General features: G+C 35.4%; 14 protein-coding genes. 9 read left to right on the plus strand and 5 right to left on the minus strand.

The window, feature by feature from the left end; all coding sequences use genetic code 11:
* Nucleotides 1–18: 18 nt before the first annotated feature.
* On the plus strand, nucleotides 19–330 hold the full coding sequence (locus tag EMTOL_RS17590; protein ID WP_015030668.1) for a MerR family transcriptional regulator: 312 nt from the start codon (nucleotides 19–21) through the stop codon (nucleotides 328–330).
* On the opposite strand, the gene EMTOL_RS17595 is transcribed toward EMTOL_RS17590, so the two are convergent.
* Entirely contained in the window at nucleotides 327–1868 is a 1542-nt protein-coding gene (locus EMTOL_RS17595) for an OmpP1/FadL family transporter (protein WP_015030669.1), read from the minus strand. The genes EMTOL_RS17590 and EMTOL_RS17595 overlap by 4 nt on opposite strands.
* Before the next feature lie 183 nt (nucleotides 1869–2051).
* Complete coding sequence (locus tag EMTOL_RS17600; RefSeq protein ID WP_015030670.1) at nucleotides 2052–3326, minus strand: hypothetical protein; 1275 nt, start codon at nucleotides 3324–3326, stop codon at nucleotides 2052–2054.
* 421 nt (nucleotides 3327–3747) lie between these two features.
* Between EMTOL_RS17600 and proS the strand changes: the two genes are divergently transcribed.
* Together proS and EMTOL_RS17610 are read left to right on the plus strand one after the other, a co-directional pair.
* Nucleotides 3748–5223: a proline--tRNA ligase gene (proS, locus tag EMTOL_RS17605; RefSeq protein WP_015030672.1), complete on the plus strand. Its 1476-nt coding sequence runs from the start codon at nucleotides 3748–3750 to the stop codon at nucleotides 5221–5223.
* 34 nt (nucleotides 5224–5257) lie between these two features.
* Nucleotides 5258–5677 carry an FKBP-type peptidyl-prolyl cis-trans isomerase gene (locus EMTOL_RS17610; protein WP_015030673.1) on the plus strand — a complete coding sequence of 140 codons (420 nt, stop codon included), beginning with the start codon at nucleotides 5258–5260 and terminating at the stop codon, nucleotides 5675–5677.
* 57 nt (nucleotides 5678–5734) lie between these two features.
* Here EMTOL_RS17610 and EMTOL_RS17615 read toward each other — a convergent pair whose 3' ends face one another.
* Both EMTOL_RS17615 and EMTOL_RS17620 read right to left on the minus strand, forming a co-directional pair.
* On the minus strand, nucleotides 5735–6691 hold the full coding sequence (locus tag EMTOL_RS17615) for an acetyl-CoA carboxylase carboxyltransferase subunit alpha (protein WP_015030674.1): 957 nt from the start codon (nucleotides 6689–6691) through the stop codon (nucleotides 5735–5737).
* A gap of 86 nt (nucleotides 6692–6777) precedes the next feature.
* Nucleotides 6778–8202 (minus strand): MBL fold metallo-hydrolase RNA specificity domain-containing protein, encoded by a 1425-nt coding sequence (locus EMTOL_RS17620; protein WP_015030675.1) that lies wholly within the window; start codon nucleotides 8200–8202, stop codon nucleotides 6778–6780.
* A 226-nt stretch (nucleotides 8203–8428) separates the two neighbouring features.
* Between EMTOL_RS17620 and dacB the strand changes: the two genes are divergently transcribed.
* Both dacB and EMTOL_RS17630 read left to right on the plus strand, forming a co-directional pair.
* Nucleotides 8429–9871 (plus strand): D-alanyl-D-alanine carboxypeptidase/D-alanyl-D-alanine endopeptidase, encoded by a 1443-nt coding sequence (gene dacB / locus EMTOL_RS17625; protein WP_015030676.1) that lies wholly within the window; start codon nucleotides 8429–8431, stop codon nucleotides 9869–9871.
* A gap of 48 nt (nucleotides 9872–9919) precedes the next feature.
* Nucleotides 9920–10714: an alpha/beta fold hydrolase gene (locus tag EMTOL_RS17630; RefSeq protein WP_015030677.1), complete on the plus strand. Its 795-nt coding sequence runs from the start codon at nucleotides 9920–9922 to the stop codon at nucleotides 10712–10714.
* Nucleotides 10715–10757: 43 nt separating this feature from the next.
* Here the strand turns inward: EMTOL_RS17630 and EMTOL_RS17635 are convergent, their stop codons facing one another.
* Nucleotides 10758–11132, minus strand: a complete 375-nt coding sequence (locus EMTOL_RS17635) for a group III truncated hemoglobin (RefSeq protein WP_015030678.1) — start codon at nucleotides 11130–11132, stop codon at nucleotides 10758–10760.
* Between the two features lie 176 nt (nucleotides 11133–11308).
* Here EMTOL_RS17635 and EMTOL_RS17640 point away from each other — a divergent pair, with 176 nt between their 5' ends.
* The 4 genes from EMTOL_RS17640 (at nucleotide 11309) to rlmB (ending at nucleotide 14237) form a co-directional block, all read left to right on the plus strand.
* Nucleotides 11309–11767 (plus strand): hypothetical protein, encoded by a 459-nt coding sequence (locus tag EMTOL_RS17640; protein WP_015030679.1) that lies wholly within the window; start codon nucleotides 11309–11311, stop codon nucleotides 11765–11767.
* A gap of 48 nt (nucleotides 11768–11815) precedes the next feature.
* Nucleotides 11816–12016, plus strand: coding sequence for a helix-turn-helix transcriptional regulator (locus EMTOL_RS17645; RefSeq protein WP_041693647.1), 201 nt, complete (start codon nucleotides 11816–11818; stop codon nucleotides 12014–12016).
* A 95-nt stretch (nucleotides 12017–12111) separates the two neighbouring features.
* Nucleotides 12112–13404, plus strand: coding sequence for a GWxTD domain-containing protein (locus tag EMTOL_RS17650; protein WP_015030681.1), 1293 nt, complete (start codon nucleotides 12112–12114; stop codon nucleotides 13402–13404).
* Nucleotides 13377–14237, plus strand: coding sequence for a 23S rRNA (guanosine(2251)-2'-O)-methyltransferase RlmB (gene rlmB / locus EMTOL_RS17655; protein WP_015030682.1), 861 nt, complete (start codon nucleotides 13377–13379; stop codon nucleotides 14235–14237). Before EMTOL_RS17650 ends, rlmB begins: the two co-directional genes overlap by 28 nt.
* The last annotated feature ends 39 nt before the right edge of the window (nucleotides 14238–14276 follow it).

Genomic DNA, 14276 nt, shown 5'->3' on the forward strand with positions numbered 1-14276 from the left:
TTAATTCAATTAAAGCCAATGGTTAGACTTTATTATTCGACTTCTGAAGTTGCGGAAATTTTAGATGTAAATGTTTCATTAATAAGATTTTATGAAAAAAAGTTTAATTTAAAATTCAAACGAAACGGTAAAGAAAGACAAATTACGGAGCATGATATAGAAAAACTTCGTGAGATAATAAATACTGCTGGAAAAGGAAGTTTAACTTTAAAAGGGGTGAAGCAAAAACTAAGTAATAAATCAGATGAGAATAAAAATAAAAATGCCCTAGTTAATAAGTTATTAACGATTAGGGCATTTTTAAAGGAAACTCTCGATGAAATTAATTAGAAGAATGTTCCTACCGAGATTACAAAACTTTTATGATTATTGGTGATGTTTGCCGAAGCATAATTGGCAGTATTAGCTAATTCGTAAGGCGTATATGCACTTGTAAATTGATTCAATACTCCAGCAACATCTACAAAGAATTTAGCTGAACGGTAGCCAACTCCACCCGTAAAAACCATCTGCGAACGATCAAGATTATCAATTTTCTTTGTATAAGGGTCTGGCATGTACTTCGCCCCTAATCTTAATCTAATATTTTCAATTCTATATTCTCCACCTACTTTAATATTTACTGCATCTTTATAAGTATTTTTTATCTTAGTGTTTTGTGCGGCGGCGGTAGAATAGCCTGTTACATAACCATTATTATCGTAATTGGCGTATTTAATACCCATATTTGAGTACCCTACATATTCAGCATCAGCAGTGATGAAGCCTTTCTTGCTTGGTAGGAAAAACGTTACACCACCACTAGCTTTGAGTGGAGTAGTAATTTTATAAGAAAATTCGTTTTCACGAGTACGAACTTCAGTATAATCTGGCTTAAAGAATGTTGTTGTAATTCTGATATTAGAATTATAAACCTCATTGATTGTTAACCAAGTTGGAGAAGTTACATTGACTCCAAGGTTAATATTGTCTGCAACTTTTACGATTGCACCAAGCCCAACGTTCATTCCACCACCTCTAGACGTAAGGTTTTCATTATAATCAAAACCATTAAAAACCGTACCTTTAGGGAATTGCTCGTTATGATTATTCAAATTTTCATAATTCATTCTTACAAAGCCCAAAGAAAAACCTAAGTAAACTTTGTCATCAAAATTGGCTCCGTAGGCCATATTCCACTGACTTTGATTGCCAGTACTTGTGTTATTACCAATTTGATTTACTGGCAGACTCTTTTCTGCTTGTAAATATTTAGTGTCATTTCCAGCAACGGGGTCAATCATATAAGACCAGTAATACATACCTTCTGGATAATCAGCGGTTGCGGTATTAGCATCAAACTCTTTATCCAAATCTTTAGCACTCACATTCAATGAATTTACTTTTTCTGTGAAGTAATTACCCATTGAACTTTTGTTATTTTGGCCAACATAGTTAAAGCTTGATAGTAAGTTGACTTGTTTTGAGTAAGTAATGGCGAAAGCTGAACGTTTTTTTCTTGAACCATTTCCAGAGTTACTTAAAATCAAGCCTAATTGTCCGATATTTGCATTTGAAGTACTTGATTTACTTGTCGAGCCTATATACTGAGATGAAGTGTTTAGCGAATTAAAAATCGGTGTAATACTTAGTTCAGAACGATTGTAGAAACCTAAACCCGCTGGGTTAGAGAAGGCATTACTTGCATCTGCCCCCAATGCTGCATAACTACCTCCCATACCTTGCATACGAGCAGAGCCTGTCACTTTACTTTGTGTATATCTGAAGGCATCTTCTCCATAAAAATGGCCTCCTAAGCTCAATTGGGCTTGAACTTTGATTCCTCCCATAATCAAAGCTGTGGCTAGAAAAAAGCGTGTAATTTTCATTTGTTAGTACTGTAATATTGAAGAAAAATAACCCAGATTCTTGAATCTTTAGTACAATTGCTTCATAAAGAAAAGGTAGTTTTATTAATAGAAAACCTCGCCAAACGCTATGATTCAGCGAGGTTTTCGAATGATTCATGAATTAGCTCAATGGATGAGTTAGAACAAACAAATACCGAAAGATTATCTTGGACCACGGCTACTACCGCCGCCGCCACCTCCGCCGCCGCTGCTTGAGCTTCCGCCACCACTGCTTCCACTCCAGCCTGAAGATGAACCACGTGAAAAACTTCCAGAGTTTGAATTAGACCAAGATGAGTTTGAATTCGAGTTAGAATTTGAACTACCTCTTGAATAATTGCCACTACCACTTGACCAATTATCTGATGAGCGACTGCTAGACGATGGACGAGAGTAATTATATCCTCCATTTGAGTTACCACTAGAATAACTACCTTCTGTACCGCCGTTACGTCGTGGACGGTAATAAGTGTCGTTTGAATTGCTACTGCTGCCGTCATAACTTCTTGATGCACCACGGGTATACTCGCGGCTTGCTGAACTACCATTCCAATCTCCATTTCTCGACGGGCGAGCATATCCAGAGTTATCGTAGGCACCACGTGCATTCGCTGAGCGTCCTGATGAGGCATTCGCACCACCAGTGTTTACAGCCGCATTAGTAAATCCTCGGTTATAATTTGATGAGCCACTGCCACCGTCACGAGGTCCGTAAGTACGACGATTTGTAGATGCTCCATTCACTCCCGAAGTAACATTGTTATAATAATTATTTACGAAGACGTTATTTCCATATCCGTAAGCAAAGCGGTCATAATAGCCGTATGAGTACGGACTGTACCAAGAATTAAAACCCCATGGACTGTTGAATGAGTTGTATCCCCAAGGATTATAGAAAGAATTATAACCCCAAGGGCTATAGAAAGAATTATATCCGTAGCTGTTCCAGAATGGGTCATAGAAACTATTGAAACCTCCTAAGCCAAAACCTAGACCTAGATTCCAGCTACTTCTACCCCAAAGATTATAACCAAATGGGCTATTGTAACCATACATGCTATATGGACTAGACCAACCTACTGGTTGGCTCCAAGCGTAGTCATTCCAGCCTGATTGATAACCATTAGCGAAACCTGAAGCATAACCTGTACTACCATTGTTATTACGATATACTTTACGAGAATTTACATAGTTTTCATCATAGTATTCATCAGTCCCAGTGCCTGTATTTTGTTGTGGCTCTTCGGGTTGATAGCGTTGGTTTTCTAGATACTCAGGAGTTTGCTTAGGGGTATATGCTACTACAGGAGCATCTTTCGATGAGCCATAAGTATCATCATATTCACCTTTGGTAGTAAGTTGCTTAGTTGAAGTACATCCCCATGTACTCAAAAGCACAGCTACCGACAAATATTTTATTGATTTTAAAGCATCCATTGTATTAATGATTTAATGTGGTTTACTCTGTAAGTCGATATTATTTTTCAAAATCGTTGCTTATATATGTGAATGATGCAATAGGCTTATAAAAGGTTGTATAAAAAAAATATTTTTTCCATTTTTTTTTAAAAACTAACTGTTCAATCATCATTTAAACAAACAATTATTGAATACTAACATTATTTTACAAACTTAATATAAAAACCTATCTTTGCAATCAAATTATAGATTAATATCGTATTAGAATTTGACTTTTAGCGTGTCTAAATAGACTTATTCTAATAATTTAACGAAGTTTTTCTATCAAAAATTCAAATAATATTAAAATATCTAATATAGAAATTCGAAAACAAGGCTAATTGGTTGAATAATCAATTAATCTTCTTTCTAAATTCTTCATTCTTCATTTATAATAATTATGAGTAAAGGTCTTCCAAAACGTAGTGAAAACTACTCGGAGTGGTACAACGAATTAGTAAAACGTGCAGATTTGGCCGAAAACTCGGCAGTTCGTGGATGTATGGTTATTAAGCCTTACGGTTTTTCGATTTGGGAAAAAATGCAGAGAGCTTTAGATGATATGTTTAAAGAAACTGGTCATACAAATGCGTATTTCCCATTATTTGTCCCCAAAAGTTTATTTGAGGCAGAAGAGAAAAATGCTGAAGGTTTTGCCAAAGAATGTGCCGTTGTTACACATTATCGTTTGAAAACTGACCCCAATAACCCCGGAAAGTTAATGGTTGACCCTGAAGCTAAATTAGAGGAAGAATTAGTGGTTCGCCCAACGAGTGAAGCAATTATTTGGAATACTTACAAGACATGGATTCAATCGCATCGCGATTTACCTATATTGATTAACCAATGGGCTAATGTTGTGCGTTGGGAAATGCGTACGCGTATGTTTTTACGTACCGCTGAATTTTTATGGCAAGAAGGGCATACGGCACATGCTACCGAAAAGGAAGCAATGGAAGAAACTAAGCAAATGTTGGATGTTTATGCCAAATTTGTAGAAGAGTGGATGTCAGTGCCTGTTATTAAGGGATATAAATCTGCTAATGAACGATTTGCTGGGGCAGAAGAAACACTTTGTATCGAAGCTATGATGCAAGATGGTAAGGCACTTCAAGCTGGAACTTCTCACTTTTTAGGGCAAAACTTTGCCAAAGCTTTTGATGTGAAATTCCAAAATAAGGAAGGTAAACTTGAACACGTTTGGGGAACTTCTTGGGGGGTAAGTACACGTTTGATGGGAGCCTTAATAATGGCACACTCAGATGATAATGGTTTGGTACTGCCTCCAAAACTTGCTCCAATTCATGTGGTAATTGTACCGATTTTTAAAGGCGAAGAAGATTTAGCGGCTATCAAAGCAGTTATTGATCCTATTATCAAAGAATTAAAATCTTACGGTATCACTGTGAAATTTGATGATAATGATGCCAATAGACCGGGGTGGAAATTTGCGGAGTATGAATTGAAGGGTGTGCCTGTTAGAATGGCCATTGGTAAACGTGATTTAGAAAATGGTGTCATTGAAGTAGCTCGCAGAGATACTCTAACAAAAGAAACACGTTCATTAGATGGAATTGCAGTTTATGTAAAGGATTTATTGGAAGAAATCCAAGTGGCTATCTACAAGAAAGCATTTCATTTCCGTGAAGAAAATATGTTTAAGGTTGATACTTGGGCAGAATTTGAAGAAAAAATCGAACAAGGTGGCTTCTTACTTTGCCACTGGGATGGCACTTCAGAAACTGAAGAAAAAATCAAAGAACTTACAAAAGCGACCATTCGTTGTATTCCATTGGATGCAACAGAAGAAGAAGGTAAATGTGTACTTACAGGAAATCCTTCGAATAAGCGTGTTGTTTTTGCAAGAGCATACTAAAAAATATTTCAAAATTTATATTTAATAAAAAAAAATGGTAAAATCTGGCGATAAAGTAGCGGTTCATTACAAAGGCACCCTTACTGATGGTACATTGTTCGACAGTTCAGAAGGGCGTGAGCCTTTAGAGTTTCAAGTTGGTAGTGGTATGGTTATCGCTGGTTTTGATTCGGGCGTAACTGGTATGTCTATCGGTGAGAAAAAAACTGTTCATATTCCAGTTGAAGAAGCTTATGGCCCAGTTTCTGAAGAAATGATTTTTACATTCAATCGATTGGATATTCCTGAAGATATTCCGTTGGAAGTTGGTGGAACACTCAATATGCATAATGGTCAACAAGCCATTCCTGTTATTGTGCGTGAAGTTTCAGCTACGAAAGTAATACTTGATGCCAATCATCCTTTGGCTGGGCAAGATTTGATTTTTGAAATTGAACTTGTTGGAATTAACTAATTGTAGAGAGATAATTAAAAAGGTGCCTGAGTAAAATCAAAGGCACCTTTTTTTTATTTATAGTTCTTGAAAAACTCCCATTGAACAAAATTTATCAATTCTTTCGTCAATTCTTTGTTGAGGAGTCTTTTTCTCTAATTCAGAAATTTCGTGTAGAATTCTTTTCTTTAAACGTCTAGACATATCCTCCCAATCTAGGTGTGCACCGCCAAGTGGTTCTTCAATTACGCCGTCTATCAATTTATTCTTTAACATATCAGTTGCTGTAAGTTTGAGTGCTTCAGCAGCTTGTTCTTTGAAGTTCCAGCTCCTCCATAAGATAGATGAGCAAGATTCTGGTGAAATTACTGAATACCAAGTATTTTCCATCATTAAGACCTTATCTCCAATAGCTATACCTAAAGCTCCACCTGAAGCACCTTCTCCGATGATGATGCAAATTACAGGAACTTTTAGAACCATCATTTCTTTCAAATTTCTCGCAATGGCTTCTCCTTGACCTCTTTCTTCAGCCTCTAAACCAGGATAAGCACCGGGGGTGTCAATGAGTGTAATGATTGGTTTATTGAATTTCTCGGCCAATTTCATTAATCTCAGTGCCTTACGATAGCCTTCTGGATTTGGCATACCAAAGTTGCGGTGTTGGCGTTCTTTGGTTTTACGACCTTTCTGCTGACCAATAATCATCACAGATTGACCGTCTATGCTTGCAAAACCACCAACAATTGCAGGGTCATCTTTTACTGTACGGTCGCCATGCAATTCGTGGAATTCTTGACAAATTCGCTCAATATAATCTAATGTATAAGGGCGGTCTGGGTGGCGAGAAAGCTGTACACGTTGCCAACGAGTAAGATTCGCGAAGGTTTCTTTTTTCAATTGCTCAATGTTATCATTGAGCGTACGTACTGCACCGCTCACATCAACACTATTTTCGTCGGCTAGACGTTTCATATCCTCAAGCTTCGATTCGAGCTCGGCAATTGGTTTTTCGAAATCTAAAAGTGTTCTCATTCTTTGCTTAATGGAGAATGAACAATGAATAATGCTCAATGACGAATACTTTATGTATTTTACATTTTACATTTTAAATTATCCATTCATATTTCAAATGTTTGTCCTTTTTCTGGAATTACTACTTGATTGTATCCAACTTCTGCGAGTGTATTTTTAAAATTTTGCATAGTATGCAACTCGCCGTGTACTAAAAAGATATTTTTGGTTTTGGTTTTATCTTGTGTTTTGACAAAATCAATTAGGTCATCTAAGTCGCCATGTCCTGAAAAAACATCAATTTTTTCAATATTTGCATTTACAGGTAATTTCTGACCAGCAATACTTAACTCTTTTCTTTCGCCATTCAATAATTTCCAGCCTAAAGTATGCTCACTTGCATAACCAATCATTAAGATTGTGGCATACGGGTTGCTGATATTTGCTTGAATGTGGTGTTCAACTCGACCACCAGTAACCATTCCAGAGGCAGAAATGATTATGCATGGCTCAGAATGGTTTGAAACAGCCTTACTTGCCTGATTCGACTCCAAATATACTAAATTTTCAAAATCAAAGAGTGATTCATTCTCCTCGTTAAATTCTCTGGCTTGTTTATTTAATTGTCGAACGTGTTTTTCGTAGATACGTGTACTTGCTTTTGCTAAGGGACTATCAGTAAATACTTTGATTGGTGTAAAGCCTCTATCAGTATATAATTTATTGAGCGTATAAAGCATTGCTTGCGTTCGACCTACACTGAATGCAGGAACAATCAATCGCCCTGGAATATCAATACAAGCTTTTTGAATGACATCTGCCAAAATTTCTTCAGCTTTACCATCTTCATCAATATGATGACGGTCTCCGTAAGTGGTTTCAGTTATTAAGTAATCAGCTTGTGGGATTTTATGCGGGTCAACAAGAAGAGGATAATTTTTGCGACCCACATCACCTGAGAAACAAATCGTTTTCTTCTGATTATTCTCCCAAAATTCTAAATAAACGTGTGCTGCCCCAAGAAGGTGGCCGGCTGGGTAAAGAGTTACAAAACCGTTATCTTTAAATTTAAATCGCTCTTCAAATGGAATAGTTACAAAGTTTTCAATAGCTTCTTTTACTTGACGTTCGAGGTACAGTTCTCTCGAATCAATATCTTTTCTTTTCTTTGAGCGTTTTTTGCTATCATGAATAGCTTTGTATTTTTTTTGATTGAGTGAGGCAGAATCTAGTAATAATATTTCACTCAAATCCATTGTGGCTTTTGTGCAAAGTACTTGTCCTTCAAAACCTTCTTTATACAGATTTGGGATTTGCCCCGAATGGTCAATGTGTGCGTGTGTTAGAATGATTAAATTGATAAGTGAGGGGTCAAATGGAAATATACCGTATTCAGACTTGGGAGTCTCTTGATTGTTTTCTCGCTCCAAATCAGTCCCACAATCTATCAAAACTCTGTACTCATCGTCAAATTCGAGTAAGAACATACTTCCCGAAACTTGCCTTGTTGCTCCCCAGAATGTTAATTTCATATAAGTCTATCAAATGATTAAGAATATTTAAGTATATTAACACAAACTTAATATTCAAGTTACAAATTACGGAAACATTTCTTTTTTTAACTAGGCATTTTCGTTAAAATTGTAGTATGCCCGTCAAAAAAAAGGCTTTAAAAAGGAAGAAATTGTTGATAATCAGAGTTTTAGTAAAACTATGAAATTGAATCAATTTTCTCAATAATTATATAACTTTTTGTCCATGAAAGTATTTTTATTTATTCTTTTACAAATTTCAAGTCCTATCGAACGGCTCCAAAAGTTCATTGATAGTGTTCAAAATGATATTGAAGTGAGAAATGGAGTAGTTGCTGCATCTATTCGCTCGACTCAAACTGGTGAGTATAAAATACAGTATAATGCTCATAAATCGCTTAATTCTGCCTCAACATTAAAATTAGTTTCAACGGCCTCTGCATTGAGTGTTTTAGGCTCAGATTACAGATTTAAAACTTTCCTTGAGTTCGATGGATACATTGCAGATAGTGTTTTACAGGGTAATATTTATATAAGGGGCACGGGTGACCCTTCGTTTGGCTCTCCTAGAATAGGAGCGAATGTTGATGATTTAGCGAGTTATTTTGCTCAAAAAATTAAATCCTACGGAATCAAAAAAGTTGATGGATATATCTTAGGAGATGGTTCTATTTTTTCTGAAAATACTTTAGCTGATTCGTGGGTTTGGGGTGATATCGGAAATTATTACGGTGCCGGAATCAACGGACTAAATGTAAATGAAAATCTGTATAATGTATATTTTAAACAAAGCAGGAGGGTAGGAGATTTTGCCCCAATTTCAAAGATTAGTCCAGAAATTCCAAATCTTAAAAATATCAATAAGGTAACTATTGCAGAGCGTGGTTCGGGTGATAATGTAATGCTTTATAGTACGCCCTTTAGCTCGATTGTACTTTCAGAAGGCACGATTCCTGCTGGGGACGGAGATTTTTCAGTTAAAGGTGCTATTCCTGACCCACCTACTTTTTTTGCTTATTTGGTTCAAAAGAAATTTATTTTGAATGGAGGTATTACTGCGAAAAATAATATCTCATTCAATCAATATAAAACAATCGATGCTTATTTTCCAAAACAAAGAAATCTGATTTTTGCTTATGATTCACCTCCGATTTCAGAATTGGTAAAAGACTGTAATTTTCATAGCATTAATCTGTATGCAGATGCTTTTTTTAAAACGGTTGGTTATTCTTCAACAAAAGATGGAAGTTTTGATGCGGCCGTAAAAAGTGTTAAGCAACTTTGGTCTCAAAAAGGAGTAGATTTACAAGGATTTATGATTAGAGATGGAAGCGGCTTGTCACCTTCAGGAGTACTAACAGCGAATAATCTTACTGATATTCTCTACACGATGAAGAGTGATTCAACATTTTCTTCATTTTATGCATCCATTCCAATAGTAGGCATGAATGGTACAGTACAAAACCTAGCTAAAGGTTCTAAAGCAGTTGGAAATGTTCGTGCCAAAAGTGGTTCAATTAGTAATACGAGGGCATTTTCAGGTTACTTTACTGCTTCGAATGGAGAAATTATGTCGTTCACATACATAATAAATCGCTACACTGATGGTGCCGACCGAAAAGTAAGAAGATACCTCGAAGAAATGATAAAACTCATGGTTGAGATTTAAGTTTGAAGAATAATATCGAAATCTATTTATACCTAATTTAGCCTTTTTATGCCATTTATTCAATTAACAAACGCAAAGTATTATTATGAAGAACATGGTTCAGGAGAAGAAACCATTGTTTTTTCACATGGTTTACTCTGGAGCGGACACATGTTTCACAAACAAGTTGCTTATTTCAAGGGACGTTATCGAATTATCACTTATGACCATCGTGGACAAGGACAGTCTGAAATTACACCTGATGGGTATGATATGGATACCCTTTCTGTGGATGCTGCCGAGCTAATCGAAAAATTAGTTGGTAAACCTATTATTTTTGCCGGGCTATCTATGGGTGGTTTTGTGGGTATGCGTTTGGCAGCTCGTCGTCCAGAATTAATTAAAAAACTAATTTTGCTTGAAACTACTGCGGAGCCTGAACCACAAGAAAATGTTGGAAAATATAAAATGCTCAACGCCATAGTAAAATATATTGGTTTCTTTCCAGTTGTTGGTAGTGTGATGAAAATTATGTTTGGACAGAAGTTTTTAAATGATGCCAATAGAATAGAAGAAAAAAACTATTGGAAAAATCAGTTAATGTCTAATAATAGAAAGGGAATTACCAAAGCAGTTGATGGCGTAATTTATAGAAAAGGTATTGCCGAGGAAATTCATAAAATTACTTGCCCAACATTAATTATGGTTGGAGACCAAGATGTGGCTACCGTACCAGATAAGGCAAAACGAATCCATTCTTTAATTCCAAATTCAAAATTAGTTATCTTCGAAGGTGGTGGACACACATCTTCAGTTGAAGAGCCCGAAGTTTATAATGCAGAAATAGCAAAATTTATCTCTTAAATATCAAAGACCCTCTACAAAACATTTCATAGAGGGTCTTTTTCTACCCTTGAACAAAATTCATTTTAGCATTCATAATTTGTCCAATTTCTAAGGCTTTGCTTTTAACAAATTCTGCTCTTTCGCCTGAAAATAGTGAGTCAGTTGTTAAAAACCATAAGGCTAACCACTGCTCAAATCTTTCGGTTGTTAATGGGTGTTTTTCATTAGCTTGTAAATGCACCCACATCATTCCGCCATTGTAGCTACCCGTTTGAAATAACCAATTTTCCCAAAAGTTCACTACTCGAGTTAGGTGTATTTCCCAATGCTCGGAGGGCATTTCAAAAATTGGTGCCAAATTGGGCTCATTATGAACTTTTTCGTAGAAACTTTTTACCAATAATTCAATATCTTCTCTATTCTGAATATCATTCATTGTCATATAAATTTTATGCTACAAAGGTAATTCGAAATACATTATTCAAATATATGATTTTGCTCATAGAAAAATATTTGTAAAATAATTTTGATATAATGTAAAATTTATTTTACATTTGTATTGTTATACTTGACATGAAAAAGCTATTTTAAAAAATTTTAATACAAAAAATTATGGAACCAAGATTTTTGTTACCTCATCGTTTTAAACTTATAGGGTGGGTTATAGCCATTCCTTGTATTATTTTAGGGTTATTCGTAATGTTTAGTGACTTTCGTTTTGACTTTTTTGAGTTTAACGTGCCAGCAAATTTTGTATTCTATGATGGTTCAATGCAAACAAATAGATTAGAGGTCAATACCCTAAACTTTACCGATGAAATTGCAACAATTGGTAGTATTATTGGCCTATTATTTATTGCCTTCTCTAAGGTGAAATTTGAAGATGAATACGTGGCTAAGATTAGATTAGAATCCTTGCAATGGGCAATTTATCTAAACTTTGCTCTTTTGGTTATCGCTACTATTTTTGTGCACGGTTTAGCCTATTATAGCGTTACAGTGTATAATATGTTTACTCCTTTAATAATTTTTATTATTAGATTTTATTATTTGCTTTTGGTAAAAAATTGATTGAGTAGTATAATCTGAAAATGGCGATTGATTTTCGCCCAAAATTTTATGAAGAATAGAATAAGAATAGAACGGGCTATTTTAGATATTACTCAAGCAGACCTAGCCGAAAAAATAAATGTAAGTAGGCAGACTATAAATGCTATTGAAAGCAACAAATATGTTCCTTCTACTGTTTTAGCTTTAAAGATTGCTAGAATTTTTGGGAAAAGTGTTGAAGAAGTTTTTGAACTCGAAGAAAACGATTAAGACAATCTGTTCGTTATGTAAGTGAGTAATTCTAATAAATAAATTTTGAATTGCAGCATATTTCATTAAATTTGAATTTTTAGCATAAAGAATTGATGAAGAAGGTATTTATTTATAGCTTTTTGATTTTAATAGCTGCTTGTACGAGCAATAAAAATTTTCAGAAAGCCAATCAACAAGTAAACCGTAATACAGCAGCAAATCAGCTTGCCCAACAGCAGATTGCTCCTTCAAAGCCAGCTGTTGTGGCTATGAAGACTCGATATTTACTGAAGGACTCCTCATCTGTTAGAATTTTCATGGAGCTTGAAGTAGAAAACCTAAATAAAGGCCAAGTTATCCAACAACTCAATGATAACTTTAGGTTTAATTGGCTTCTTCAATCAGATTATGGTATAAGAGATAGGTTGGCATCAGGTAAGATTGATATCAATGAGCAGAACTTATTACTTAGAGATGCTAAAGTTACATTAAGCTTTGATATTCCACGTCCTAAGAATGCAGCTAAAGGCTTATTATTGACAGAGGTTTTTCAATTGGAGGATAATAAAAAGTCTAATAACGACTTGATGATTGATTTTTACGGAAACCGATTAAGTGACCGATTTGGTGTATTCATAGGAAATGTGGATATTCCAATTTTTAAAAATTATATCAATAAAAGAGACTCTTTTCAATTAAAAAGTGTTTTGAATCATACTCGCGAACTGTTTTTGATTCGCTATAAAAATGATTTTTTACCTGCACAATCGCCAATGGCAACATCCATTAGGCCATCTATTCCAAGTTTGACGATTGAAGAAATCCAACGAGTACAAGCTAATAGTTATATCAAACTGGCGAACGAAGGTTTATATCAAGTAGTAGAAGATACAAATGCAACTAACAATGGTTTTGGATTTTTAATCGTCGATGAGCGTTATCCTAGATATACCAAGCCTGAGTTACTGTCAAAGCCTTTAATTTACATGACCACAAGTCAAGAGCTAAAAATAATTAGTGATAACCCTAATGCCAAACAAGCCCTTGATAAGTTCTTTTTAACTATTACTGCAGGAAATCAATTGGTTTCGAAGAAAATAATTAAAAGTTATTATCATCGAATTGAAGAAGCTAACCGTTTATTCACTACCTTTAAGGAAGGTTGGAAGACCGACAAAGGAATGGTTTATATCATTTTAGGTCCGCCAAATAAAGTTCAAAGGAGCAGGGATAGAGAAGTTTGGGTTTATGCCCAAAATCAGAATTTTTCAGAAATTATATTTACATTTAATAGAAAACCAAACCAATTTACGGAAAACTATTATGAACTGGTTCGTTATCCCGAATATCAGGCATATTGGTTTCCGTTTGTAGAAGCATGGAGAACAGGAAACGTAGTGGATTAGGACGTAGTTCAGAAGGATTTAAAAAAGCAGGCAGTGATTCTAAGCCTGGACAAAAAAAAAGATATTTTGCTAAACCAACACCAGTAGGATTTGAAAAGCCTTCAAAACCTGACATTGTATTTGGTGTACAGTCTGTTTTAGAAACATTAAAAAGTACTAAAGAAATTGAAAAAATCTTACTTCAACGTGATTTCGGGCACGCTGAAGTTGAGAAACTGGCTCGTGAAAGAGAGATACCTGTACAGAGGGTTCCTTTAGAGAAACTGAATCGTGTTACGATGAAGGTTCATCAAGGTGTAATTGCATTTGTTTCTGCTGTGAATTACGCAAAAACCTCTAATGTAGTCGCTGATACTTTCGAAAAGGGTGAAACGCCACTTTTGCTAGTTTTAGACCGTATTACAGATGTTAGAAATTTTGGGGCAATTGCACGTACCGCCGAGTGTGCTGGTGTAAATGCGATAGTTGTTCCTGCTCGTGGGGCAGCACAAGTTAATGCAGATGCCATGAAAACATCGGTTGGTGCATTAAACCATTTACCAGTCTGCAGGGAAAATAGTTTGTCGCAAGTAGTTAGCGAGTTACAACAGTCTGGAATACAGGTTGTAGCATGTACTGAAAAAGCGAATGATGAATTGTATGAAATCGACTTTACCCTACCAACTGCAATTTTGATGGGCTCTGAAGAAGATGGTATTTCTGATAATTTATTAGAACAGGCCGACTTCGCAACTAAGATTCCAATGATGGGAAAAATAGGTTCGTTGAATGTTTCAGTGGCTACGGCAATTATTTTATATGAAGCTGTAAGGCAACGCCAAAACAATAAATAAAATAACAAAAAAGAGCCTCTATTAAAAGGCTCCTTTTTG

Origin of the sequence: Emticicia oligotrophica DSM 17448, from assembly GCF_000263195.1 — a bacterium.
GTDB lineage: Bacteria > Bacteroidota > Bacteroidia > Cytophagales > Spirosomataceae > Emticicia > Emticicia oligotrophica.

What these genes read in the sequence shown, in the direction of transcription:
- EMTOL_RS17590 (WP_015030668.1), top strand. Translation starts at nt 19, where the DNA reads ATGGTTAGACTTTATTATTCGACTTCTGAAGTTGCGGAAATTTTAGAT.
- EMTOL_RS17595 (WP_015030669.1), bottom strand. Translation starts at nt 1,868, where the DNA reads ATGAAAATTACACGCTTTTTTCTAGCCACAGCTTTGATTATGGGAGGA.
- EMTOL_RS17600 (WP_015030670.1), bottom strand. Translation starts at nt 3,326, where the DNA reads ATGGATGCTTTAAAATCAATAAAATATTTGTCGGTAGCTGTGCTTTTG.
- proS (WP_015030672.1), top strand. Translation starts at nt 3,748, where the DNA reads ATGAGTAAAGGTCTTCCAAAACGTAGTGAAAACTACTCGGAGTGGTAC.
- EMTOL_RS17610 (WP_015030673.1), top strand. Translation starts at nt 5,258, where the DNA reads ATGGTAAAATCTGGCGATAAAGTAGCGGTTCATTACAAAGGCACCCTT.
- EMTOL_RS17615 (WP_015030674.1), bottom strand. Translation starts at nt 6,691, where the DNA reads ATGAGAACACTTTTAGATTTCGAAAAACCAATTGCCGAGCTCGAATCG.
- EMTOL_RS17620 (WP_015030675.1), bottom strand. Translation starts at nt 8,202, where the DNA reads ATGAAATTAACATTCTGGGGAGCAACAAGGCAAGTTTCGGGAAGTATG.
- dacB (WP_015030676.1), top strand. Translation starts at nt 8,429, where the DNA reads ATGAAAGTATTTTTATTTATTCTTTTACAAATTTCAAGTCCTATCGAA.
- EMTOL_RS17630 (WP_015030677.1), top strand. Translation starts at nt 9,920, where the DNA reads ATGCCATTTATTCAATTAACAAACGCAAAGTATTATTATGAAGAACAT.
- EMTOL_RS17635 (WP_015030678.1), bottom strand. Translation starts at nt 11,132, where the DNA reads ATGAATGATATTCAGAATAGAGAAGATATTGAATTATTGGTAAAAAGT.
- EMTOL_RS17640 (WP_015030679.1), top strand. Translation starts at nt 11,309, where the DNA reads ATGGAACCAAGATTTTTGTTACCTCATCGTTTTAAACTTATAGGGTGG.
- EMTOL_RS17645 (WP_041693647.1), top strand. Translation starts at nt 11,816, where the DNA reads ATGAAGAATAGAATAAGAATAGAACGGGCTATTTTAGATATTACTCAA.
- EMTOL_RS17650 (WP_015030681.1), top strand. Translation starts at nt 12,112, where the DNA reads ATGAAGAAGGTATTTATTTATAGCTTTTTGATTTTAATAGCTGCTTGT.
- rlmB (WP_015030682.1), top strand. Translation starts at nt 13,377, where the DNA reads ATGGAGAACAGGAAACGTAGTGGATTAGGACGTAGTTCAGAAGGATTT.